This window comes from Streptomyces sp. SID4985, assembly GCF_009863025.1.
Classification (GTDB): domain Bacteria; phylum Actinomycetota; class Actinomycetes; order Streptomycetales; family Streptomycetaceae; genus Streptomyces.
Window position 1 is genome coordinate 1 of record NZ_WWIR01000144.1, and the last position, 20104, is coordinate 20104.

At 71.5% G+C, this 20104-nt stretch carries 26 protein-coding genes, 1 tRNA gene and 2 pseudogenes; 19 read left to right on the forward strand and 10 right to left on the reverse strand.

The features are described from left to right. Positions 1–419, reverse strand: a pseudogene (locus tag GTW40_RS05595) (hypothetical protein); the annotation flags it as partial. 319 nt (positions 420–738) lie between these two features. After that, entirely contained in the window at positions 739–1071 is a 333-nt protein-coding gene (locus tag GTW40_RS05600) for a hypothetical protein (RefSeq protein ID WP_161179033.1), read from the reverse strand. Positions 1072–1247: 176 nt separating this feature from the next. Here GTW40_RS05600 and GTW40_RS05605 point away from each other — a divergent pair, with 176 nt between their 5' ends. Both GTW40_RS05605 and GTW40_RS05610 read left to right on the forward strand, forming a co-directional pair. After that, positions 1248–1526, forward strand: coding sequence for a CopG family transcriptional regulator (locus GTW40_RS05605; RefSeq protein WP_161179034.1), 279 nt, complete (start codon positions 1248–1250; stop codon positions 1524–1526). Beyond that, positions 1523–1939 carry a PIN domain-containing protein gene (locus tag GTW40_RS05610; RefSeq protein WP_161179035.1) on the forward strand — a complete coding sequence of 139 codons (417 nt, stop codon included), beginning with the start codon at positions 1523–1525 and terminating at the stop codon, positions 1937–1939. The genes GTW40_RS05605 and GTW40_RS05610 overlap by 4 nt, the downstream gene beginning before the upstream one ends. 84 nt (positions 1940–2023) lie before the next feature. Here GTW40_RS05610 and GTW40_RS05615 read toward each other — a convergent pair whose 3' ends face one another. Further along, on the reverse strand, positions 2024–2305 hold the full coding sequence (locus GTW40_RS05615; RefSeq protein ID WP_161179036.1) for a hypothetical protein: 282 nt from the start codon (positions 2303–2305) through the stop codon (positions 2024–2026). A 165-nt stretch (positions 2306–2470) separates the two neighbouring features. Here GTW40_RS05615 and GTW40_RS05620 point away from each other — a divergent pair, with 165 nt between their 5' ends. Further along, positions 2471–2659, forward strand: a complete 189-nt coding sequence (locus tag GTW40_RS05620; RefSeq protein ID WP_161179037.1) for a hypothetical protein — start codon at positions 2471–2473, stop codon at positions 2657–2659. Next, the gene (locus GTW40_RS05625; RefSeq protein ID WP_161179038.1) at positions 2652–2891 is read left to right on the forward strand and encodes a hypothetical protein; all 240 of its coding nucleotides are present in this window, start codon (positions 2652–2654) and stop codon (positions 2889–2891) included. Before GTW40_RS05620 ends, GTW40_RS05625 begins: the two co-directional genes overlap by 8 nt. A gap of 19 nt (positions 2892–2910) precedes the next feature. Here the strand turns inward: GTW40_RS05625 and GTW40_RS05630 are convergent, their stop codons facing one another. Then, a complete protein-coding gene (locus GTW40_RS05630) occupies positions 2911–3798 on the reverse strand; it encodes a hypothetical protein (RefSeq protein ID WP_161179039.1) in 888 nt (295 codons plus the stop codon). Positions 3799–3816: 18 nt separating this feature from the next. On the opposite strand from GTW40_RS05630, the gene GTW40_RS05635 reads away from it, so the two are divergent. Further along, entirely contained in the window at positions 3817–4449 is a 633-nt protein-coding gene (locus tag GTW40_RS05635; RefSeq protein ID WP_161179040.1) for a DsbA family protein, read from the forward strand. Here GTW40_RS05635 and GTW40_RS05640 read toward each other — a convergent pair. From GTW40_RS05640 to GTW40_RS05655, 4 genes are all read right to left on the reverse strand, one after another. Then, complete coding sequence (locus GTW40_RS05640) at positions 4436–5038, reverse strand: poly-gamma-glutamate hydrolase family protein (protein WP_161179041.1); 603 nt, start codon at positions 5036–5038, stop codon at positions 4436–4438. The genes GTW40_RS05635 and GTW40_RS05640 overlap by 14 nt on opposite strands. Before the next feature lie 60 nt (positions 5039–5098). Beyond that, entirely contained in the window at positions 5099–6874 is a 1776-nt protein-coding gene (locus GTW40_RS05645; RefSeq protein ID WP_161179054.1) for a copper resistance CopC family protein, read from the reverse strand. Between the two features lie 126 nt (positions 6875–7000). Beyond that, positions 7001–7615: a GNAT family N-acetyltransferase gene (locus GTW40_RS05650; RefSeq protein WP_161179042.1), complete on the reverse strand. Its 615-nt coding sequence runs from the start codon at positions 7613–7615 to the stop codon at positions 7001–7003. Further along, positions 7608–9716 carry a penicillin acylase family protein gene (locus GTW40_RS05655; RefSeq protein ID WP_161179043.1) on the reverse strand — a complete coding sequence of 703 codons (2109 nt, stop codon included), beginning with the start codon at positions 9714–9716 and terminating at the stop codon, positions 7608–7610. Before GTW40_RS05655 ends, GTW40_RS05650 begins: the two co-directional genes overlap by 8 nt. An 83-nt stretch (positions 9717–9799) precedes the next feature. On the opposite strand from GTW40_RS05655, the gene GTW40_RS05660 reads away from it, so the two are divergent. The 5 genes from GTW40_RS05660 (at position 9800) to GTW40_RS33505 (ending at position 12598) form a co-directional block, all read left to right on the forward strand. Further along, on the forward strand, positions 9800–10522 hold the full coding sequence (locus GTW40_RS05660; RefSeq protein WP_161179044.1) for a siderophore-interacting protein: 723 nt from the start codon (positions 9800–9802) through the stop codon (positions 10520–10522). A gap of 57 nt (positions 10523–10579) precedes the next feature. Further along, a complete protein-coding gene (locus GTW40_RS05665) occupies positions 10580–11179 on the forward strand; it encodes an HhH-GPD-type base excision DNA repair protein (protein WP_161179045.1) in 600 nt (199 codons plus the stop codon). A gap of 71 nt (positions 11180–11250) precedes the next feature. Continuing rightward, entirely contained in the window at positions 11251–11961 is a 711-nt protein-coding gene (locus GTW40_RS05670; RefSeq protein ID WP_161179046.1) for an HdeD family acid-resistance protein, read from the forward strand. Between the two features lie 136 nt (positions 11962–12097). After that, positions 12098–12412: a hypothetical protein gene (locus GTW40_RS05675; protein WP_161179047.1), complete on the forward strand. Its 315-nt coding sequence runs from the start codon at positions 12098–12100 to the stop codon at positions 12410–12412. Between the two features lie 57 nt (positions 12413–12469). Then, positions 12470–12598 carry a hypothetical protein gene (locus tag GTW40_RS33505; protein ID WP_272918980.1) on the forward strand — a complete coding sequence of 43 codons (129 nt, stop codon included), beginning with the start codon at positions 12470–12472 and terminating at the stop codon, positions 12596–12598. 21 nt (positions 12599–12619) lie between these two features. On the opposite strand, the gene GTW40_RS05680 is transcribed toward GTW40_RS33505, so the two are convergent. Beyond that, a complete protein-coding gene (locus GTW40_RS05680; protein ID WP_161179048.1) occupies positions 12620–14209 on the reverse strand; it encodes a helicase HerA-like domain-containing protein in 1590 nt (529 codons plus the stop codon). A 149-nt stretch (positions 14210–14358) separates the two neighbouring features. Between GTW40_RS05680 and GTW40_RS05685 the strand changes: the two genes are divergently transcribed. Together GTW40_RS05685 and GTW40_RS05690 are read left to right on the forward strand one after the other, a co-directional pair. Then, the gene (locus tag GTW40_RS05685; protein ID WP_003986294.1) at positions 14359–14655 is read left to right on the forward strand and encodes a type II toxin-antitoxin system VapB family antitoxin; all 297 of its coding nucleotides are present in this window, start codon (positions 14359–14361) and stop codon (positions 14653–14655) included. Positions 14656–14773: 118 nt separating this feature from the next. Next, the gene (locus tag GTW40_RS05690; RefSeq protein ID WP_237525351.1) at positions 14774–15406 is read left to right on the forward strand and encodes a LytR C-terminal domain-containing protein; all 633 of its coding nucleotides are present in this window, start codon (positions 14774–14776) and stop codon (positions 15404–15406) included. A 31-nt stretch (positions 15407–15437) separates the two neighbouring features. Here the strand turns inward: GTW40_RS05690 and upp are convergent, their stop codons facing one another. Then, on the reverse strand, positions 15438–16073 hold the full coding sequence (gene upp / locus GTW40_RS05695; protein WP_161179049.1) for a uracil phosphoribosyltransferase: 636 nt from the start codon (positions 16071–16073) through the stop codon (positions 15438–15440). 465 nt (positions 16074–16538) lie between these two features. Here upp and GTW40_RS05700 point away from each other — a divergent pair, with 465 nt between their 5' ends. The 7 genes and pseudogenes from GTW40_RS05700 to GTW40_RS05730 form a co-directional block, all read left to right on the forward strand. Continuing rightward, the gene (locus tag GTW40_RS05700) at positions 16539–17072 is read left to right on the forward strand and encodes a hypothetical protein (RefSeq protein WP_161179050.1); all 534 of its coding nucleotides are present in this window, start codon (positions 16539–16541) and stop codon (positions 17070–17072) included. A 59-nt stretch (positions 17073–17131) separates the two neighbouring features. Then, positions 17132–17563: a tRNA adenosine(34) deaminase TadA gene (tadA, locus tag GTW40_RS05705; RefSeq protein WP_037801730.1), complete on the forward strand. Its 432-nt coding sequence runs from the start codon at positions 17132–17134 to the stop codon at positions 17561–17563. A gap of 114 nt (positions 17564–17677) precedes the next feature. Next, positions 17678–17762: transfer RNA gene (locus GTW40_RS05710), tRNA-Ser, on the forward strand. A gap of 162 nt (positions 17763–17924) precedes the next feature. Next, positions 17925–18104 carry a hypothetical protein gene (locus GTW40_RS05715; protein ID WP_161179052.1) on the forward strand — a complete coding sequence of 60 codons (180 nt, stop codon included), beginning with the start codon at positions 17925–17927 and terminating at the stop codon, positions 18102–18104. 10 nt (positions 18105–18114) lie between these two features. Beyond that, the gene (locus tag GTW40_RS05720) at positions 18115–18408 is read left to right on the forward strand and encodes a Dabb family protein (RefSeq protein WP_161179053.1); all 294 of its coding nucleotides are present in this window, start codon (positions 18115–18117) and stop codon (positions 18406–18408) included. Positions 18409–18594: 186 nt separating this feature from the next. Beyond that, positions 18595–19446, forward strand: a complete 852-nt coding sequence (locus tag GTW40_RS05725; RefSeq protein WP_161179056.1) for an RNA polymerase sigma factor SigF — start codon at positions 18595–18597, stop codon at positions 19444–19446. 308 nt (positions 19447–19754) lie between these two features. Beyond that, positions 19755–20104 (forward strand): annotated as a pseudogene (locus GTW40_RS05730) (RNA polymerase sigma factor SigF); the annotation flags it as partial.

A 20104-nucleotide genomic window follows, 5' to 3' on the forward strand; every position in this document is an offset into this window, starting at 1 on the left:
GCGCCGAGCATCCAGAACGCGGGCCAGTAGCCCGCGCCGTTGGCGGTGGTGACGTTGGGCTGCTGGAGGACGGACTCGATGCGTACGACTCCGCCCGCCGCGGCGCCGAAGCCCGCCGACTGGGTCTCCACGCGGCCGGACGTCCACCCGGAGCGGGGGTCGGAACCGGAGTGGAGGGCCTGGAGCACCAGGTGCCCCTGACCGTCGTAGTAGACGTTCGAGGTGCTGTTGGTCATGGTCTCGATCTCACCGGTGCCGAAACTGCTGCCCGGCCCGGTGTCGTACTTCCACAGGTTCTGATCGATGCCGGTGCCTGCCGCACCGTTGAAGTCGTCGCTCCAGGTGAGCGTGAAGCCCGACGGCGTCGGGGGCACCGCCGCCTGGGCGTCCAGTGACGCGACGGCGGTGGTCGCCGTCATGACCGCGACGACAGACACCAGGTTGAGCACTCTCCGCCATCCGCCGCGCCGCGGCTTGGCACATCTCGGGCGCATCTGTCCGACCTCCGTGGGGAAGGGGCGTGCTTGCGTGGGGGCCCGCTGTGACCTCTTCGACGGGTCCTACCGGGCACGTGACGCCGGGGCGCGTCAGCCTGCCCGGCGGGAACGAGCACCCGCCGAGTGTCATGTACACAGCTTGTCCACGGGGTCGGTGCGGGACAAGGCTGTTGACAGGTCTAGTCCTTCGACTTTGCGGACTGCCGTCGCCGAGCCCGGGTGGCGGCGCGACGACACGCCCTCAGCCGACGACGACCCGGCGGCGCCTCCAGTTCAGCAGCGCCTCGACCCCGATGGTCAGGAGCAGCAGCACGACACAGCACACGAGACCGATCACGCCGCCCATGGCCACAAAGCCGGGACCCAGATCCGTACACGCGAGAAGCGGCCGACAGCCGACGGTCTGGGGTGTCCGCGGCGGTCCCGCCGACCCCAGGACGACGACCACGCAGAGCACGGAGACGACCGCCCCGGCGCCCAGCACGATCCGCCGGACCCGCCAACTCCCCCACCACGACAGAAGCCAGCCCACGACGATCAGCGTCGGCAGGGTGAACACGTAAACGAGGATCACGCCCACGCCCCATCGCTCCGCGGCATCGGGGTCCGGCCGGCCTGCCGTGGGGATACGTGGTTGCCCATGACGATCAACGTACCGTCGGGTGGCTGACGTTGGGCACTCACGACTGCGGAACGGATCTCCAGCTCATTCGCTGGCAACAGATGCGTACCGCGAGTATGGTCAGTTGTATGGCAAGTAAGAAGGTAACGGTGACCATCCCCGAGGATCTCCTGGAGGAGATTCGCGCGGAGACGGCGGAGCGGGGTCTCTCGGCGTACGTCGCCGAGGCACTGCGCTTCAAGCGTGACCGGGACCAGCTCGCGGAACTGGTCGACTGGCTTCACGAAGAACACGGCCCCGTCACCGAGGCCGAGCGTGCGACAGTGCTCGCCGAACTGGACGAACTCGACGCCGAACACAAGAGGCGCCGCACCACGGGTCGGCGCGGCGCCGGAGAAGCCGCGTGAAGAAGCCGGCCGGTGAGCGACCTCTCCGTGTCTTCGTCCTGGACTGTGAAGCTCTCTCTCAGGCCGTGCGCGGCGACCGGAAAATGATCGCTTGGCTCGACCTCGCGGCGCGGGGGGAGGCGGAAGTGATCACGTCGCCGATGACGCTGGTCGAGGCGTACGACGGCAGAACGACCGAACAGCGCTGGGACTGGGTTCTCTCCCGGCTCAAGGTCGCCGCCGTCGGAAAGGACGAGGCCCGCCAGGCCCGCCGCCTTCTCGCCCAGGCCAAGCTGCACGGGCACAAGTACGCGATCGACGCGGTGCTCGCCGTCGTCGCGCGACAGCAGAAGGGGCAGGCCACCGTCTTCACCTCGGACGTGGACGACCTGGAGAAGCTGGTCCCGGACACGGTCGTCGTCAAGCGGGTGTGATCCGCCCCCTGCGCGCGCAGGAGGCGGAGGCGGGGGCCGGGGCGGCATGACCGTACGAGGGATGGGGCCGTACGGAGCTACGGATCAGGTGGTGTCGCCGGTCCGCAGCTCTTCCTTTCGCCGGAGTACGTAGCCGTCGAAGTCCTGCTTGATGGCCATGACGTCCTCGACACGGATACGGACAGGCCCGCAGTGCAGGGCATCGCAGCAGCGGGGGAAGGTGCCGTCGATGAGCGAGATGCCGCTGAGCACCACGCCCGCCACCTCGTCGACCGCGGTGCACAGGACCGGGTGGAAGTAGCAGTCCTCGTAGATGTCGCCTACCTGGATGTCGTTCGGATTACCCGGGCCAGTCGTCCCACTCATGGGGCCAGAGTGCCACCAGGGAGGAGTCCGTGTTTCACGGCCAGGAGAGGCGAAGCCCCCAACTGCCCCGTGCAAGGCCCGTGTCACACTCAAGGCGCCCCGTCCGCGGGCATACGAACGGGGGTGCCCATGGACCCGCGCTTGAGGAGACTCGGCGAAGGCCTGATGAACTGCGTCGCCTTGGCCTGGTTCGGCTATCAGTCGCTGTATGGACAGGGCATGATGCGGATCGCGTCCGCCGTCATGTTGGTGATCTGCGTACTCGGGACCGCGGGCTGGGTCGTCAACGACGCCCGCCGTCGGCCCAAGCGGCGTCGGGCACGGGAGCGGGAACAGGGGCAGGACGTTGGGTGAAGTCCCCGCCGCCGAAGGCGCGGGCCGTACCTGTCTGAGGTGTGACACCTCGTTGCGGGAGCGGCGAATACCCCGTCTGTTCTGCTCGCCCGGGCACGCGGCCCAGGGAGCGTTCGCGGCGGTGCTCGTTCTCTTCGCGGCGGAGCGGTTCGGGCTGCGCCTCACGCTGCGGGTGGTGCGTGCGGCGCTCTATTTCGCCCATCTGCGAGGGTGGTTCGGGTTCCAGGACTGAGCCGGGCGGACAGCGCACCTCAGTGGAAGGGGGCCGCCCAGATCAGGTCCTCCAGCGCGCGGCACACCGACTGGCAGCCCTGGACGAAGTCGCGCGCCGCCTGGGGTGTGACAGGGGCGGTTCCGTGCACGGTGGTGTCGCGCAGGCGGCGGAGGTCGTTCAGCACGTCGGCCCAGCTCTGGTTCAGCCCTGCCATGTGGAGCATCCGCACCAGGTCGTCCGGTGGCACTCGCTGTCCCAGCGGACGCTGGAGTCGCACAGCCGGATACAGAATGAGGATCTCCTCGGCGAACGTCTGCACGGCATTCCAGGCGGAGACGATCGCTCCCGTGGGGGAGTGGTCGATGACGTCGTCCGGCTGGTCGATCGCCGACCAGAGGAGGGGCAACCGTCGGCGTACCGCCTCGAACGGAGACTCCTCGGAGGATCTCGGCTCGGTCGTCGCCCCCGGCACCGGCACCGTTCCCGGTCCCGTTCCCTCAGCCGTCCCCGGCCGCGACGACGACCCCGCCGCCGGTGTGGGCCACCCTGCGGGCGGCGGTCCTCCGAACACGGCACCGGTCGGCACCGATTCCCCCGCCGCCGCTTCCGCACGGTCACGCACGCGTCGTACCTCGTTCTGGAACTCCAGTGCGCCGGCCGGAGTCTCCACACGGCTCAGCCGTCCGATGGCCTCACCGACGCGCTCGCGCCACGCCCAGAACAACGCCAGCGTGACCGAGGGCCAGATGAGGACCTGTATGTACTTGAGAACCAGTTCGGCAACATCCACACACGTATAGTGACGCCTCATCAGGATCGCGCGCCACATGATCAAGTACACGACGACGGGGCAAATCACCGTCAGAGCAAGCGCATTGGACCAAGATCCCGGCGTCGAATTGGACCTCGCGGCCGGGCCGGTCACGCCCATAGCCTCGCCCGCATGACCACTGATGCGCCAACTCCCCAGTCACCGGCCCGAGTCGACTTCTACTTCGATCCCGCCTGTCCGTTCGCCTGGATCACCTCGCGGTGGATTCTCGAAGTGGAGCCGTTGCGCGGTCTCGATGTGCGGTTTCACGTCATGAGCCTGTATCTGCACAACAAGGGGAACGAACTGCCGGACTGGTACCGGGATTTGGTGGACCGGTCGCTCGGCCCGGTCCGGGTCGCCGTCGCGGCGGCCGAGGCTCATGGTGAGGGCGTGCTGCGGGAGTTGTACACCGCCCTAGGCACCCGCATCCACGGCAAGGGGAACAAGGACTTCGACGCCGTGGTCGTGGAGGCGCTGGCCGAGCTGAAGCTGCCCGCCGGGCTGGCAGCGGCGGCCCGGAGCACGGAGTACGACGACGCCCTGCGGCGTAGCCACGACGCGGGGAAGGACCCGGCGGCCGGTGGTTACGTGGGGACGCCCACCCTGCACATCGACGGTACGGCCTTCTTCGGTCCCGTGCTGAACAGCATCCCGCGCGGTGAGGAGGCGGCCCGGCTCTTCGACGCGGTGCGGACGCTCGCCGAACACCCGGACTTCTTCGAGCTGAAGCGGGAGCGGACGGGGAGCCTCACCTTCGACTGATCGCCAGCCGTCGTACCCCCTCCGTCACCCCCGCCACCACCTCCTCCGGCGGTACGTCCCGCAGCCCCCGCGTCCGTGCCGTCAGCGGGAGTTCGACCTGTACCCCGCCTTCCCGGGTCAGGTTCACCGGGTTGCGGGGGTGGAGGCCGCGCAGGCCCGGCGGGATGTCCGTCAGGTCCGTCACCGGCGTGAAGGACGGTGTCAGGGTGCGCAGGGCCTCGGCCAGAACCTCCGCCGCCTCCCTGTTGGTGCCGCCCAGGAAGATCGCGTCGGGAGCCGCCGGCCTCAGATGGCCGTGCAGGGAGACCGTCAGGGACACCACGGAAACAAATGTTTCCAGCGTCCGCGACGGCGCCTCCGCCAGGAGGTGGGACGAGATGTGGACCCGGGGAGTCGCGGGCTGCGTGAAGGTCAGGCACGTCGCCCCCGTACGCGCCGCGACCTCCTCCGCCAGTTCGGCCGTACCGCCCTCCACGCCGCCGTGCAGGGCCAGCAGGCCCAGGGGGGAGGGGCGGCGGGTCAGACGGAGCACGAAAACCGCGCCGTCCAGCCGCAGCCGCTCGGTCGTCGTCTCCTCCGGTGTGTCCATCGGCTCCCCGTACGTCCTCCGGCGCGTCCATCGCCCCCCGTACGTCCTACGCCACCTACCTCAACGCCCCACCCGCACGGACCGCTCCACCGTCACCTGATCCAGCTCCGACACCCGCACCGTCGCCTTCATCGTCCACGTACCCGGCATCGGCACGCTGAAGGTGTTCGCCGCCCAGTAGCCGCCCCGGTTGGTGACCTTGGTGTCCAGTGGGCCGATGTCGCGGCTGGGGAGGGTGAGGGTGAGGCGCAGCTCGGGGACCGAGGCCAGGCCGCCGTCCGGGCCGTAGACGACCGCCTGGACGGAGTTGGGGCCGACCCGGCCGGGGTCCAGGGTGATCTGGACCTGGCCTCGGCCGCCGGGGGAGCCCGTGTCGAAGGGGATCGTGGTGACCAGGGCGGACGGGATGCCGACGGTGTCCGTCCCGGCACCGGCCGCCGTCGCCTCCTCGGCCGCGCGGCCCGGCAGCGTACTGGTCAGCAGCGTCGTCAGGACCAGGACCACCACGCCCACGGCCGCCTCCGCCAGCACCGAGCGCCGCAGATACGTCAGCGTGAGGGATGGCGAGACCGGCTCGGCGGCCGGGGGGACCGCCGGCGCCCCCGCCCCCTCCAGCACCCGCACCGGCGCCGCCGCCACCGGCCGCGCCAGACTCGCCGTCCACACCCGCGACCACGCCGCCGCCAGGAGCAGCAGCGTCACCGCCGCCAGCTTGGCGAGCAGGATGCGGCCGTACGACGTGCCGGTGAGCGCCTGCCAGGAGCCGAGGCCGCGCCAGGACTGGTAGGTGCCGGTGACGACCAGGACGACGACCGAGGTCAGGGCCACGCGGGAGAAGCGGGTGACCACGCGCGGGGGCAGCGCCTCCGTGTCCTTCGCGCGGCGCAGACACAGCAGCAGGGCGGCCAGACCGCCGAGCCAGACCGCCGTGGCCAGCAGGTGCAGCGTGTTGGAGACGAGGGCCAGCGGGACCTGGATGCCCGCCGAGGCGTGTTCGGCCGCCGACCAGGTGAGGGCGAGGGCCACGGAGAGCGGTACGGCCGCTGCCAGAGCCGCCCGGCGCGGTACCCGGCGGCGCCAGTGGCGCAGGGTCAGGGCGCCCGCCGCCGCGATCAGCAGCAACAGCAGCCGGAGCAGGAGCAGTTCACCTGGACGCGTGGTCAGGGTGTGGACGAGGGTGGAGAAGGCGTTGGACGGGGACGTGCCCTCCTCGTACGGGCCGCGCAGCAGGAGCAGCGCGAGCGTCGTACCCAGCAGGGTCCACGCGCCCACCAGCAGCAGCGGGCGCAGCTGACCGCGGCTCGGCGGGCGGCAGTACACCGCGAACGCGGCCGTGCCCAGCAGCAGCGCCACCGCCAGGTAGGCGAGGTAGCGGGCGATGTTGTAGAGGCCGGTGGTGGTGGGGTTCTCGGTGCGGTCGGGGACCGCGGTGACCGGGGTGGCCGTGCGCTCGCCGACCGAGAAGGTGAGGGCGCCGGAGACCGGGTGGCTGTCGGCCGAGACCACGCGCCAGGCCACCGTGTACGTGCCCTTGCCGAGGCGGGCGGGCAGGCCGAGGCGCGCGGTGTCGGAGCGGCCGGGGGCGTGGTCGGCCTCGCCGGTGCGCAGGCGGTGGTTGCGGGGGTCGTAGACCCGGAAGGAGTCGGTCAGCAGGCCGACCGACTCGCTGAAGGTGAGCGTCAGCTCGCGCGGCGCCCGCTGGAGAACCGTTCCGTCGGCCGGATTCGAGCCCCGCAGCGTGGCGTGCGCCGAGGCGGGGACGGCGGCGCCGAGGACGAGCAGGACCAGCGCGGCACACGCGGTGAGCGCCCCGCGCAGCACGCCGTACGACGCCATGGTCCACGGCACTCCGCGCCGCCGCCGCTCCCGCTCCTCACCACGCACGTCGTCCGCCCTCCGCGTCCCGCGCGTGACCGTGTGTCCCGCGTGTCCCGTTACGTACGGACGCCGGTGGCGCCGCGCTCACACCGTAACGGTGCCGCCTGCGGCGGCGAACGCCGTCTCCCGGGTCAGGAACGCCAGTTGGGCCCGCTTCTCGGGGAGGTACACGTCCGGGAGGTCGATCTCGGGCAGGACGACCTCGGGTCCGGTGGTGAAGCCCTGGCGGGCGAAACGGGCGATGGCCTTGGTGTTGCGCACGTCCGGGTCGACCACCACGCGCTCGCGGTCGAGCACGACCAGGACGTACGACGCCATCGCGGTCAGCAGGGCGGAGGTCCAGCCGGGGCGGCGGCCCTCCGTTCCGGCGGGGGCGAGCAGGAGGTGGACGCCGATGTCGCCGGGGCGGACCTCGTACACCTCGCTCACCCGGTCGGCGGCGGGCTCGTAGGTCTGGAGCAGGGCGACGGGTTCGCCGTCCTTGGTGACGAGGTGGGCGTGGTGGGTGTCGAGACCCGCCATGTGGGCGTAGATCTCCGTGACTTGGTCCTTCGTGAGGCCGTTCATGCCCCAGAACGCGGCGCGTTCCTCGCTGACCCAGGCGTGGATCACCCCGGCGTCGGCCGCCGGGTCCAGGGGGCGGATGCGGACGGTGCCGAAGGCGGGGACGGCCAGCTCGAAGGCGTTCTGGTCAGACATCGAAGTCCTCGTCGTCTTCCGTGTGTTCGAGGGTGAGGAGGGTCCAGTCGGTGACCACGGGGGCCAGTTCTCCCTTGAGCCACAAGGGGAGTTGGTCGCGGTGGTGGGCGCTGCCGGGCACGCCGTCCGCCCCGAGGGGGACGACCCAGCGGCTGTTGGCCCGGTCGGCCAGGTCCCAGACGTAACGGGCGGCGGGGCCCCGGGCCGCGAGGTCGGTGATGCCGGGGACTGCGGAGGTGCACAGCACGCAGTCGTGGTCGCCCGCGAGACCCGGCTCGTCGTACGGCTCGCCGGGCAGCGCGCGCCAGGGGGCGAGGCGGTGGGTCTTGGCCCAGGTTCCGGCGGGCGGTGCGGCGGCGACCTCCTCCAGTGCGGCGCGTACGGCGTCGTCGCGGTCGATGCCGTACAACTCCTCGGCGCACAGCAGGTGTTCGAGGGCGTAGCCGATGCGCGCGGTGAGGGACATCCAGGGGAGCAGGACCTCGGGGTAGGCGGGCGGTTCGGTGAGGGCGGCGAGGGCAGGGTGGGCGGCGAGACGGCGGACGACCGCCGAGCGGAGGGCCGCGTAGGCCGCCGCGTCGGTGCTGTCGGCGTCCATGTGCCGGTCCCAGGCGAGGAGTTGATCGCGCAGGGCGCTCACCTCGGGGGTGAGTCCTTCGAGCGCGGCCGCGCGGTCGAGGAGGGCGCCGGTCGAGCCCAGGTAGGTGTCGGTGTGGACGCGGGGCAGCCCGTCGGCGGACCAGACGCGGTGCTCCTGGAGCAGGGTGTGGATGCGGTCGGCGCGGTGGGGTGCGGCGAACTCGACGCCGAGCGGGGTGGCGAGACCGCGCTGATTGGCCATCACCGCGATGCCGTCGGCGAGTTGGGCGCGCGGGGTCTCCAGCCAGCCCCGCCACTCGTGTCCGGGCTCCCAAGCGGGCACCAGACGGCGCCGGTTGGCCTCGGAGCGCAGCGGTACGCGGCCCGCGACCCGGTGCAGCAGTCCGCCCTCGGTGTCGGCGGCCTGGACGACGTTGACCGGCTCGGCCCAGGCGTCCAGGGCGCCGTCCACGTCGTCCACGGTGCGGGCGCGCAGCAGCGGGAGCAGGGCGCTGAATCCGAGGTCCTCGGTGACGCGGGGCGGATGACGCAGGGCGAGGGCGGTGGCCAACTCCGGCTCAGGGGAACCCGATTCAAGCCCCTCCGGGCCGCCCGCGATCACCGGACCGCGCCCGGTCTCGATGACCTCGATCTCCACCGGGGACTCGCCCGCCACCTCGACGGTCTCGGTGTGCCGGGTGGCGCGGTGCCACTCGCCGTCGGGGCCGAGGGCCTGGACGCCCGCGCCGGTGCGGCGCAGCCGTTCGCGGTAGAGGTCCTGGTAGTCGGCCATGGCGTTGGTGATGGCCCAGGCGACGGTGCCGGTGTGGCCGAAGTGGGCGATGCCGGGCACGCCCGGGACGGCGATGCCGACGACGTCGAACTCGGGGCAGGACAGCCGGATTTGCTGGTAGACACCGGGGTCTTCGACGAAGCGGTGCGGGTCTCCGGCGATCAGCGGGAGGCCGGTGTCGGTGCGGGTGCCCGCGAGGAGCCAGCCGTTGCTGCCGGAGGTGCCGGGGCCGTCGGTGGCGAACAGGCCGACCGCGTCGGGGCCGAGGTGCCGTATCGCCTCCTCGCGCCAGAGCTTGGCCGGGAAACCGGCGAACAGGATGTGCGTGGAGAGCCAGACGCCGAGCGGGGTCCAGGGCTCCCAGCGGCCCGGTGCGAGACCGGTGCGCTCGAACTCCGGTGTGCGGGCGGCCCCTTCGGGCAGGCCCGCGTTGACCCCCTCCACATACGCGCGCACCCAGTCGGCCGTCTCCGGGTCACGTCCCTCCAGCGCGGCGAAACAGCGTCTCGCGGTGTCGTCGAGGCGGGCGCGGCGGGCGAACACGTCCCAGGACAGCGCGGCGGCGCCGAGGAAGGAGGCCGAGGCGCCCCGGGCGCGGTGGCGTTCCGTCTCCAGCTGCCAGGCGCGGTCGCGGGCGGTCACCCGGCCCTGGGCGCGGGCGAGTTCGCGTGCGCTGGTGGCACGCAGGTGGGGAATGCCCCAGGCGTCGCGGTAGGTCTCGGTGGTCACCCTGGAGCACCCCTTCGTTTTAGGTTAGGCTTGCCTAACTTGATTGCCAGGTGAGGGAATCGTACGCGAGGGGTGGAGTGGCGATGGGCCAGGGGCGAGGCTGGGAGGGAGCGGTCCTCAAACTGCTGCGGGCGAAGGACTTCACCTTCACGGTGACCGGTGCCGAGGACGTGACCCCGCACTACCGGCGGCTGCGGCTGACCGACGGCGGTCTGCTCGCCGCGACCGGCGTCCACCCCACCATGTGGGTCCGCCTCTGGTTCTCCGACGACGGCCGCCCCCACCAGCGGGCCTACACCCTGGTCGACCCCGACCCGGAGACCGGCACGTTCGCCCTGGAGTTCGCCCTGCACGACGGCCGCGCCTCGGACTGGGCGCGGGCGGCGAAGGCGGGCGACACCATCGAGGCGACCGTCCAGGGCACGGGGTTCGAGCACCCGGACCCGGCGCCCTCCCACCTCGCGATCATCGGCGACACGGCGTCCCTGCCCGCGATCAACTCCCTGCTCGGCGAGCTGGGTTCGGCCCCGGCGACCGTCTGGTTCGAGGGGACGCGCGACGGCCTCCCCTCCACCGCCGACCCCGACCGCCACCGGTACCACACGATCCCGCGCCGGGACGCGGGCGCCCACCTGGTCGAACGGGTCCGCGCCGAGCTGCCCGAGGTGCTGGCCGCCACGGAGAACCCGTACGTCTGGATCGCCTGCGACACCAGGACGACCCGCGCCCTCGGTTCGTACGTCCGCAAGGAACTGGGCCTGCCGAAGACCCGCGTGCACGCGCTGGGGTACTGGCGCGCGGACTGAGACGGCGGAACGGGCGCCGAGACGGCGGACCGGACGCCCGCGCGGGATCATCGGTCCATGGACGTCACCCTGCACCTCGCCCAGGACCCGGCCGCCGACGCGCTGCTCGGCCGCAGTCCGCTCGCCGCGCTCGTCGGGATGCTGCTCGACCAGCAGATCCCGATGGAGTGGGCGTTCAAGGGCCCGGAGACCATCGCGCGGCGAATGAACGCCGACGACCTCGACGCACACGACATCGCCGCCCGCGACCCGGAGGCCTTCGCCGCGCTCCTCTCCGAGAAGCCCGCCGTGCACCGCTACCCCGGCTCGATGGCCAAGCGCGTCCAGACCCTCTGCCAGTACCTGGTCGAGCACTACGACGGCGACGCCGAGGCGGTGTGGCAGGGCGCCGACACCGGCGCCGCCCTCCTGAAGCGCCTGGAGGACCTCCCCGGCTTCGGCAAGCAGAAGGCCCAGATCTTCCTCGCCCTCCTCGGCAAGCAGCTCGGCGTACACCCCACCGGCTGGCGCGAGGCCGCCGGAGCGTACGGCGAGGAGAAGTCCTACCGCTCCGTCGCCGACATCACCGGCCCCGAGTCGCTCGCGAAGGTCCGCGCCCACAAGCAGGAGATGAAGGCGGCGGCCAAGGCCGCGAAGGCGGCGAAGAGCGGGAAGTAGTCCCGGCCCGCGCGCCTCCCCGCGCCCCTCCCCGAGTGGCGGAATTCGCACGCCCGATCCCAGCATGGAACATGACCGAGTCACCGAGCGAAGGCCCCACCAGGGGCAACGCCTACGACGACGCGAAGGCCCGTACGGGTCCGACACCGGCCGGGGCGCCCGGCACCGCCGAGACTGCTCGCCCCGAGCAGGGCAGGCATGCCGAGGTGGAGGCGCCGTTCGAGGGGCCTCTGCACGCACTGTCCCAGGCCGCGTGGCAGGTCGTGCTGCTCACCGGTATCGCCTCGCTGATCCTGGGCATCCTGGTGCTGGTCTGGCCGGGTGCCACGCTGCTGGCCGTGGGGGTGCTGTTCGGCGTGTACCTGCTGGTCAGCGGTGTGTTCCAGCTGGTCTCCGCCTTCGGCACGCACAAGAAGACCTCGCTGCGGGTGCTGGCCTTCATCAGCGGTGCGCTGTCGATCGTGCTGGGTCTGTTCTGCTTCCGCGGACCCATGCAGTCGATCCTGCTGCTCGCGCTGTTCATCGGCATCGGCTGGCTGATCCGGGGCGTCACCCAGACCATGGCCGCCATCTCCGACACCCACATGCCCGCCCGGGGCTGGCACATCTTCCTGGGCATCGTCACCTTCATCGCGGGCATCGTCCTGATCGACTCCCCCTTCGAGTCCATCGCCGTGCTGACCCTGGTCGGCGGCTGGTGGCTGATCGTGGTGGGCATCGTCGAGATCATCACGTCGTTCAGCATCCGGAGCCGGGCGAAGAAGATCCCCAAGACGGTGTGACCCGGCCGTCCGGGCCCGGCTTCGGCGGAGTGCGCGGGGCGAGGACGTCAACCTCGCCCCGCGCCCGTACGCCGTGCGGGCGGATCTGCCCCGCTTCCGGATGAGCCTCGGGTGTCACATGGGCAGATGACCCTCCGTGAGCACCGCAGGAGACCGAGTCCGCAGCCTTCACCCGCTGGCGCGGGTCCTCCTGCTGCTGCTCGTCCTGCTGGTGCCCCGGCTGGAGGCGGCCCAGGCGGGACCCGTCCCGGGCACGGTCGTCGTGGCGGAGTGTGAGCACGACATCCCCGTCACACCGTCCGGGAGTACGGGACGGACCGTAGTACGCCCCCGCACCACCACCCCGGCGCCCGCTCCGGACCCGGCCCCGGCCGGACCCCGGACCCGCCCCGCGCCCACCAACGCCCCCTCCCCCGCAGCCCGGCCGCGCACGGTCGTCCTGCGCTGCTGACAGAACCGCCCGTCACCCGAGGACCGTTTCTGTCGGTACGACGCGAGGAACACAGCCATGCCCATCGACCCGTACGCGATCCTGCGCGCCCTGCTGCGCGCGGAGGCCCGGCGCAGCGCGCGGCCCCGGCCGGACAGCGAGGCACCCCAGCAACGGCAGCGCCCGCCGGAGGAGGACCGCCGCTGATCCCTGGACGGCGGGGGCGGCCTACCGCCTCCGCCGAGCCGTACCGAACAGCGACCGCGTGATCTCCCGTCCCAGCTGCGTGCCGACCGAGCGGGCCAGGGACTTGAACATCCCGCTCCCGACGACCTGTTCGACCAGCGAGGGCTCCTCGGCCGGGGCCTTCTTCCGGCCGCCACCCCTGGCCTCGCCCTTCACCACCGGAGGCTCCTCGGGCGCGGCCTCCGCCTCCCGCGCGCTCAGCCTCTCGAACGCCGACTCTCTGTCCACAGCCTGTGCATAACGTTCGTGGAGCGGGGAATCCCGCACCGCGCGGTCCAGCTCCGCCGCGTCCACCGGCCCCATCAGCGACTCGGGGGCGCGCAGCCGGGTGGCGGCGACCGGGGTCGGGGCGCCGGTCTCGCTGAGCACGGTCACCACGGCCTCGCCGGTGCCGAGCCCGGTGAGCAGTTCCTCCAGGTCGTACGGCGAGTCGGGGAAGGTCTTCACCGTCGCCCTCAGCGCCTTCCGGTCGTCCGGGGTGAAGGCGCGCAGCGCGTGCTGGACGCGGTTGCCGAGCTGGCCGAGCACGTCGGAGGGGACGTCCTTCGGGGTCTGGGTGACGAAGAAGACGCCGACGCCCTTGGAGCGGATCAGCCGCACGGTCTGCGTGATGGCGTCGAGGAACGCGTCCGAGGCGTCGTGGAACAGCAGATGCGCCTCGTCGAAGAAGAACACCAGCTTCGGCTTGTCCAGGTCACCGGCCTCGGGCAGGTCGTGGAAGAGGTCGGCGAGCAGCCACATCAGGAAGGTGGAGAAGAGGACCGGCTTGTCCTGTACGGCGGCCAGTTCCAGGACGGAGACGACACCGCGCCCGTCCGGCGCCGTCCGCAGCAGCTCGGCCGAGTCGAACTCGGGCTCCCCGAAGAAGTCCGCCATGCCCTGCGCCTCGAACGCCGTCAGGGAGCGCAGGATGACCCCGGCCGTGGCGGTGGACAGGCCGCCGATGCCCTTCAGTTCGGGCTTGCCCTCGTCGGAGGTGAGGAAGGCGACGACCGCGCGGAGGTCCTTGAGGTCGATCAGCTCCAGGCCCTTGGTGTCGGCGTAGTGGAAGATCAGGCCGAGGGACTGCTCCTGGGTGCGGTTCAGTCCGAGCACCTTGGACAGCAGGACGGGGCCGAAGCTGGTGACCGTGGCGCGGACGGGGATGCCGTGGCCGATCCCGCCGAGCGCCAGGAACTCCACAGGGAAGCCGGACGGTGTCCACTCCTGTCCCGTCTCGGCGGCGCGCGTGGTGACCCGGTCGCCGCCGGGGCCCGGCCGGGAGATCCCGGAGAGGTCGCCCTTCACGTCCGCGAGGAACACCGGCACGCCCTGCGCCGAGAGTTGTTCCGCGATCAGCTGGAGCGTCTTGGTCTTGCCGGTGCCGGTGGCGCCCGCGACAAGCCCGTGCCGGTTGAGCATCGGCAGCGGGACGCGCACCTGGGCGCCGGGGTGGCAGGCGCCGTCCCACAGCAGGGCACCCAGATCGAGAGCGGGGCCGGTGAAGGCGTACCCATCCGCGATCCCCCGAGCCGGTCCGGCAAGTGCCGCGCCACCGCCCGCCGTTCCGCCGCCGGTCTCCGGATCGGTCATCTCAGGCCCCTGTCCCCGCTGGTTCGGTCCCCGACGGTCTCCGGTATGCCACCTTTGTCATGCCTTGCCATGACGTGCCGTGGCTTTTTCAGCGTCGCACTACGCCGCCATGGCTGCGCCCGGAACGTCTGGGCCGGTAGGCTTTCCGTGTGATCTTCAAGCGCATCGGAAACGGCCGGCCGTACCCCGACCACGGCCGGGAGAGCACCCGGCAGTGGGCGGACGTCGCGCCGCGCCCGGTCCGCCTCGATCAGCTCGTGACCACCAAGCAGCAGCTCGACCTCGAGACGCTGCTGGCCGAGGACTCGACCTTCTACGGGGACCTCTTCGCGCATGTCGTGAAGTGGCAGGGCGACCTCTATCTGGAGGACGGGCTGCACCGCGCGGTCCGCGCCGCCCTGCAGCAGCGTCAGGTGCTGCACGCGCGCGTGCTCGAGCTCGGCTGAGCCGCCCCGACGGCCGTACGCGGTACCGCTGTTAGCCCATTTGGGTCGGGCTGTACTCCGTCTGCTGATCATCTAATAGGCATCGCAGCCCAGGCGCACTACGCTGCGCCTCATGAGTATGCTGACTCCCCCCGGCATGGGCGGCAAGTACCGGATCACGGGGGAGACATACCCTCGGATGCGCCCGCCCCGGCGGCGGGGCAGGCTCGTCGCCGCCGCCGTGGGGTCCGTCGCCGCACTGGGCCTGGTCGGCTGGGGCACGCTCCAGCTCGTCGACGTCTTCACGGGCAACCGGCACACCTCGGACGCCGCGTCCGCGGCCTGCCTCAAGAAGGCGAACCCGGTCCCGGTCAAGGCGCTGCCCAAGCCCGGCACGATCACGGTGAACGTCTACAACGCCACCACGCGCGCGGGGCTGGCCAAGCAGACCGCCGACGAGCTGAAGAAGCGCGGCTTCAAGATCGGTGACGTGGGCAACGCGGGCAAGGACTTCGACAAGAAGGTCAAGGGCACCGGCGTCCTGCTCGGACCCGCCACCGCCCTCGACACCTCGCTCCCGGTGCTCGGCACGCAGCTGACCGGCGCCGAGCGCCGTACCGACGCGGCCCGCAAGAACGCCACCCTCGACCTGATCATCGGGGACGGCTTCAAGACCCTGGACCAGCGCACGGCCGCCGACCAGGCGGTGGTCAAGCTGACCGAACCCGCGCAGACGGCGGCCGTGGTGAAGAAGGACAAGAAGAACTGCTGATCCCGGCCGGGGACGGCCGGGACGCGGGGTACTACTCGGCGGCGCCGTAGAGGCGGTCGCCCGCGTCGCCCAGGCCCGGGATGATGTAGCCGTGCTCGTTCAGGTGGTCGTCGACGGCCGCCGTGACGACGGTCACCGGCGTTCCCGCCAGCTCGCGCTCCATGACCTCGACGCCCTCCGGGGCGGCGAGCAGGACGACGGCGGTGACGTCGTCGGCGCCGCGCTTGATCAGCTCCTGGATCGCCGCGACCAGGGTGCCGCCGGTGGCCAGCATCGGGTCCAGGACGTAGACCTGGCGGCCCGAGAGGTCCTCCGGCATCCGCGTGGCGTACGTGGACGCCTCCAGCGTCTCCTCGTTGCGGACCATGCCCATGAAGCCCACCTCGGCGGTCGGCAGCAGCCGGACCATGCCGTCCAGCATGCCGAGACCGGCGCGCAGGATCGGCACCACCAGCGGACGCGGCCGGGCGAGCTTCACCCCGGTGGTCCGCGCGACCGGCGTCTGGACGTCGACGGCCTCGGTACGCACGTCCCGCGTGGCCTCGTAGGCGAGCAGGGTGACCAGCTCGTCGGCGAGACGGCGGAAGGTGGCGGAGTCGGTGCGCTGGTCGCGCAGCGTGGTGAGCTTGTGAGCGACCAGAGGGTGGTCGACGACGTGGAGACGCATGTCTCTAACAGTAACCGCGCCCCGCGCGAGTCCCCCACCGCGCCGAATCGGCACCCCCTGCGCATCCCGGGCGCGCGGCGCCGGGGCGGCCCGGACACGCCACGCCACGTGGGTGCGAACGTTCCGCCGACCGCCCCCGGCGGCGTACGGTCCTGTGTGCAGGGCCGCGGGAAATGCCCCGGTGAGCAGGACCGCGTCCGCCCCCGCCGTGACGGGAGGGCGGGCGTGCGTGGGTGCCCGGAAAGCCGCGTACGATCCGCAGGTGGCGGCGACGGGCGTGCTGGTGGGTCCCCACGGACGCACGATCAAAACAGCAAGACACAGGGAGCCGAAGACGTCCCCTGACGGACTTGTTTCTGCCACGATTCCCAGTGGGCGGACCCCGGGGCGACAACCCCTCCCGCCCAGACACCTCCGCCGGGGGGACCGCCAACCGGCACGCCTATGACCAGTGGGAGAGTCACGGTGTACTTCGCCGCACTGCTCGCGCGCACCGAAGACGGGTGGGAAGCGAGCGACACAGAGCTCGACGATGTGGAGACCCTGTCCGATCTGGCCGACCTGGCCCGCGAGTCCTCGCCCGAGGAGGACACGGTCCTGGTCCTGATCGAGCAGGAGGACTCCTGGTTCGGCGTCGTCCGTGTGGACGGCGAGGAGGACCCTCGTATCTACGTCTCGGACGCGGCCGCCGCCGCCCGCAGCGCGTACGGCGAGCTGCTGCTCACCGACGAGCTGCTGGGCCGCGAACCGGGCGCGGACGACGGCCCCGACCTGGACTCGCTCGACCTCGACGGCACGGAGGACGGCGAGAACGAGGAGGACGACGACGAGGACACCCCGTCCGCCGACGCCGTCCCGCACAGCCCCGTGGGCGACCGCGAGATCCTCGACGACCTCGGCATCGGGGAGAAGGAGCTGCGCGCTCTCTCCGCCGACGACGCGCTCGGCACGATCGCCGAGGCGCTGGGCGCCTCGGAGGTGCTGGAGACCGTCCGCTGACCGCCCCCGAAGAGACACGGGGCGTGCCCGACCCGGTGCGCGCCCCCTGGCAGTCCGCGATGCGGCTCGCCCTGGCCGAGGCCGAGCGGGCCGCGCTCGGCGGGGACGTCCCCGTCGGCGCCGTCGTGCTGTCCCCGGACGGTACGACGGTGCTCGCCACCGGGCACAACGAGCGCGAGGCCACCGGCGACCCCACGGCCCACGCGGAGATCCTCGCGCTGCGCCGGGCCGCCCGGGTGCTCGGCGAGTGGCGGCTGACCGGCTGCACGCTCGTCGTCACCCTGGAGCCCTGCACGATGTGCGGGGGCGCCCTCCAGCAGTCCCGGCTCGACCGGGTGGTCTACGGCGCCCGCGACGACAAGGCGGGCGCGGCCGGTTCGCTGTGGGACGTGCTGCGCGACCGGCGTCTCAACCACCGCCCCGAGGTGATCGAGGGCGTCCTGGCCGACGACTGCGGGCGGCTGCTCACGGAGTTCTTCCGGGGCCGCTGACCGGGCCCGGACCGGGGCCTGGTCAGCGGCCCGGACCAGGGTCCTCGCCCGCGTCCCGGGGCCCCGCGAGAACCGATTTCAGACCATGCCCCACCTTGCTGTAAGGTCTCCCTCGGTAGCGTGTCCGAGCGGCCGAAGGAGCTCGCCTCGAAAGCGAGTGTGGCGCAAGTCACCGAGGGTTCAAATCCCTCCGCTACCGCCGAAGAAGGGCCCCGTCGCGAGACGGGGCCCTTCGTGCATCCCGCCCGGGGCGCCAATTCCCAAGGCCGGACGGTCCGTTGATCCCCAAAAAAGATCGTGACGGATACACTCGCCGCCCGGAGCAGGGGCCCACGGGGGCCGAGGGACAGGGGAGGCCGCGGTGGCGGTGAACGCGAAGAAGATCATCGTGTACGCACTCGTGGTCTTCGCGCTGTACGTGATCATCACGGACCCGGCCAAGGCGGCCGGTTATGTCCAGATAGTCTTCGAGGGCATATCGGACGCGGCCGGGTCCATCGGCGACTTCATGACCTGGGCCGCCAACGGCGGAAAGAGCTGAGGTACATCCCATGATCCGGCACCTGGTCCTCTTCAGGCTCAACGACGGCGTCGAGCGCGACGACCCGCGGGTGGTGGCCGGCGCCGCCGCCTTCGAGGAGCTGGGCGGCCTGATCCCGGAGCTGCGCTCCTGGGAGTGCGGCTGGAACCTCTCCGACCGTCCCATCGCCTACGACTTCGCGATCAACTCCTCGTTCGAGGACACCGCCGCGCTGCAGCGCTACATCGACCATCCCGCGCACCAGGCGGGCGTCGCCCTGTGGCGGGAGTTCGCCACGTGGGTGATCGCCGACTACGAGTTCTGAGGCGCCCCACCGGCTCCTCGCCCCGGCCCTCCGCCACCGACGGCGGAGGGCTTTTCGGCGTTTCAGGACACCCGAGTTGACCAGGTTTGAGGCCAACACGACGTTATGCGGTGCTTGCACACAGTGCACATGTCTTGTGATGCTATGACCGCTTTTGACGGATGATTGACCGATGAAGAGGTGGCGTTGACCGTGTCGGCCAGTTCTGCGCCGCCCCAGGCGGAAGCGCCCGCCCCCGCCCCGGCACCCCCCGAACAGCCCGCACCCGAGAAGCGCCGCGGCGCCGACACCCGCGCCCTCACCCAGGTCCTCTTCGCCCAGCTGAAGGACCTGACCCCGGGCACCCCGGAGCACACCCGGATCCGGGGCGCCCTCATCGAGGCCAACCTCCCCCTGGTGCGCTACGCCGCCGCCCGCTTCCGCTCCCGCAACGAGCCCATGGAGGACGTGGTCCAGGTCGGCACCATCGGCCTGATCAACGCCATCGACCGCTTCGACCCCGAGCGGGGCGTGCAGTTCCCGACCTTCGCGATGCCGACCGTGGTCGGCGAGATCAAGCGGTACTTCCGGGACAACGTCCGCACCGTCCACGTACCGCGCCGACTGCACGAGCTGTGGGTGCAGGTGAACAGTGCGACCGAGGACCTCACCACCGCCATGGGCCGCTCCCCCTCCACCGCCGAGATCGCCGAGCGGCTGCGGATCAGCGAGGAGGAGGTGCTGTCCTGCATCGAGGCCGGGCGGTCGTACCACGCCACCTCGCTGGAGGCGGCCCAGGAGGGCGACGGGATGCCCGGACTGCTCGACCGCATCGGCTACGAGGACCCGGCGCTCGACGGCGTGGAGCACCGCGACCTGGTCCGCCACCTCCTCGTCCAGCTTCCCGAACGGGAACAGCGCATCCTGCTGCTCCGCTACTACAGCAACCTCACCCAGTCGCAGATCAGCGCGGAGCTCGGTGTCTCCCAGATGCACGTCTCACGACTGCTCGCGCGCAGCTTCCAGCGGCTCAGATCCGCCAACCGGATCGAGGCATGACCGGCGCACGGGAGCACAAACCCGAAAACCGCAGGTAGCACACGTTCGCAAGCGAGAGCGAATGATCACCGTCCGGAGCGAATCACGCATCCGGTCCGATGCCGACAGTTGTGCCCCGAAAGCCCGTCAGACCGCCTTCTTCCAGGGGCGATTGGCGTCTCACGTGTCGACATGTCACTTCAGCGCGTTGCCGACATGTGACATTCTGCGGGAAGCGCGTTTGCCGAGGCTCCGGCTCCGGTATTCAGGTGAAGGTCGCGTTGCCTCCAGGCATCGCGCCGACCGTCCCGCGACCCAAAGGGGGTGGCATGTCCGCAGAACAGGGCAGCTCGAAGGTGCTTACGCCCACGAAGAGCGAGGCAGCGCCCAAGAAGCTCGACGCTCTCGACGTCCTCGACACCTTCGAGGGCACCACGGCTCTCGACGCCGCGCCCGCCGCGGCCGCCGCCCCGGCGCCCGTTCCGGAACCGGCGGAGATCGACACCCGCACCCTGTCCCGCTCCCTGTTCCTGCGGCTGGCCGCACTCGCCGAGGACAGCCCCGAGCGCGCCTACGTCCGCGACACCCTGATCGAGCTGAACCTCCCGCTCGTGCGGTACGCGGCGGCCCGGTTCCGCTCGCGCAACGAGCCGATGGAGGACATCGTCCAGGTCGGCAC

Coding starts and splice junctions, on each gene's coding strand:
- GTW40_RS05640 (WP_161179041.1), bottom strand. CDS start 5,038: ATGGACACACCGGAGGAGACGACGACCGAGCGGCTGCGGCTGGACGGC.
- GTW40_RS05680 (WP_161179048.1), bottom strand. CDS start 14,209: ATGACCGATCCGGAGACCGGCGGCGGAACGGCGGGCGGTGGCGCGGCA.
- GTW40_RS05660 (WP_161179044.1), top strand. CDS start 9,800: ATGGGCCAGGGGCGAGGCTGGGAGGGAGCGGTCCTCAAACTGCTGCGG.
- GTW40_RS05620 (WP_161179037.1), top strand. CDS start 2,471: ATGAACTGCGTCGCCTTGGCCTGGTTCGGCTATCAGTCGCTGTATGGA.
- GTW40_RS05645 (WP_161179054.1), bottom strand. CDS start 6,874: ATGGCGTCGTACGGCGTGCTGCGCGGGGCGCTCACCGCGTGTGCCGCG.
- GTW40_RS05615 (WP_161179036.1), bottom strand. CDS start 2,305: ATGAGTGGGACGACTGGCCCGGGTAATCCGAACGACATCCAGGTAGGC.
- GTW40_RS05605 (WP_161179034.1), top strand. CDS start 1,248: ATGGCAAGTAAGAAGGTAACGGTGACCATCCCCGAGGATCTCCTGGAG.
- GTW40_RS05690 (WP_237525351.1), top strand. CDS start 14,774: ATGCTGACTCCCCCCGGCATGGGCGGCAAGTACCGGATCACGGGGGAG.
- GTW40_RS05720 (WP_161179053.1), top strand. CDS start 18,115: ATGATCCGGCACCTGGTCCTCTTCAGGCTCAACGACGGCGTCGAGCGC.
- GTW40_RS33505 (WP_272918980.1), top strand. CDS start 12,470: ATGCCCATCGACCCGTACGCGATCCTGCGCGCCCTGCTGCGCGCGGAG.
- GTW40_RS05650 (WP_161179042.1), bottom strand. CDS start 7,615: ATGTCTGACCAGAACGCCTTCGAGCTGGCCGTCCCCGCCTTCGGCACC.
- tadA (WP_037801730.1), top strand. CDS start 17,132: ATGCGGCTCGCCCTGGCCGAGGCCGAGCGGGCCGCGCTCGGCGGGGAC.
- upp (WP_161179049.1), bottom strand. CDS start 16,073: ATGCGTCTCCACGTCGTCGACCACCCTCTGGTCGCTCACAAGCTCACC.
- GTW40_RS05665 (WP_161179045.1), top strand. CDS start 10,580: ATGGACGTCACCCTGCACCTCGCCCAGGACCCGGCCGCCGACGCGCTG.
- GTW40_RS05670 (WP_161179046.1), top strand. CDS start 11,251: ATGACCGAGTCACCGAGCGAAGGCCCCACCAGGGGCAACGCCTACGAC.
- GTW40_RS05635 (WP_161179040.1), top strand. CDS start 3,817: ATGACCACTGATGCGCCAACTCCCCAGTCACCGGCCCGAGTCGACTTC.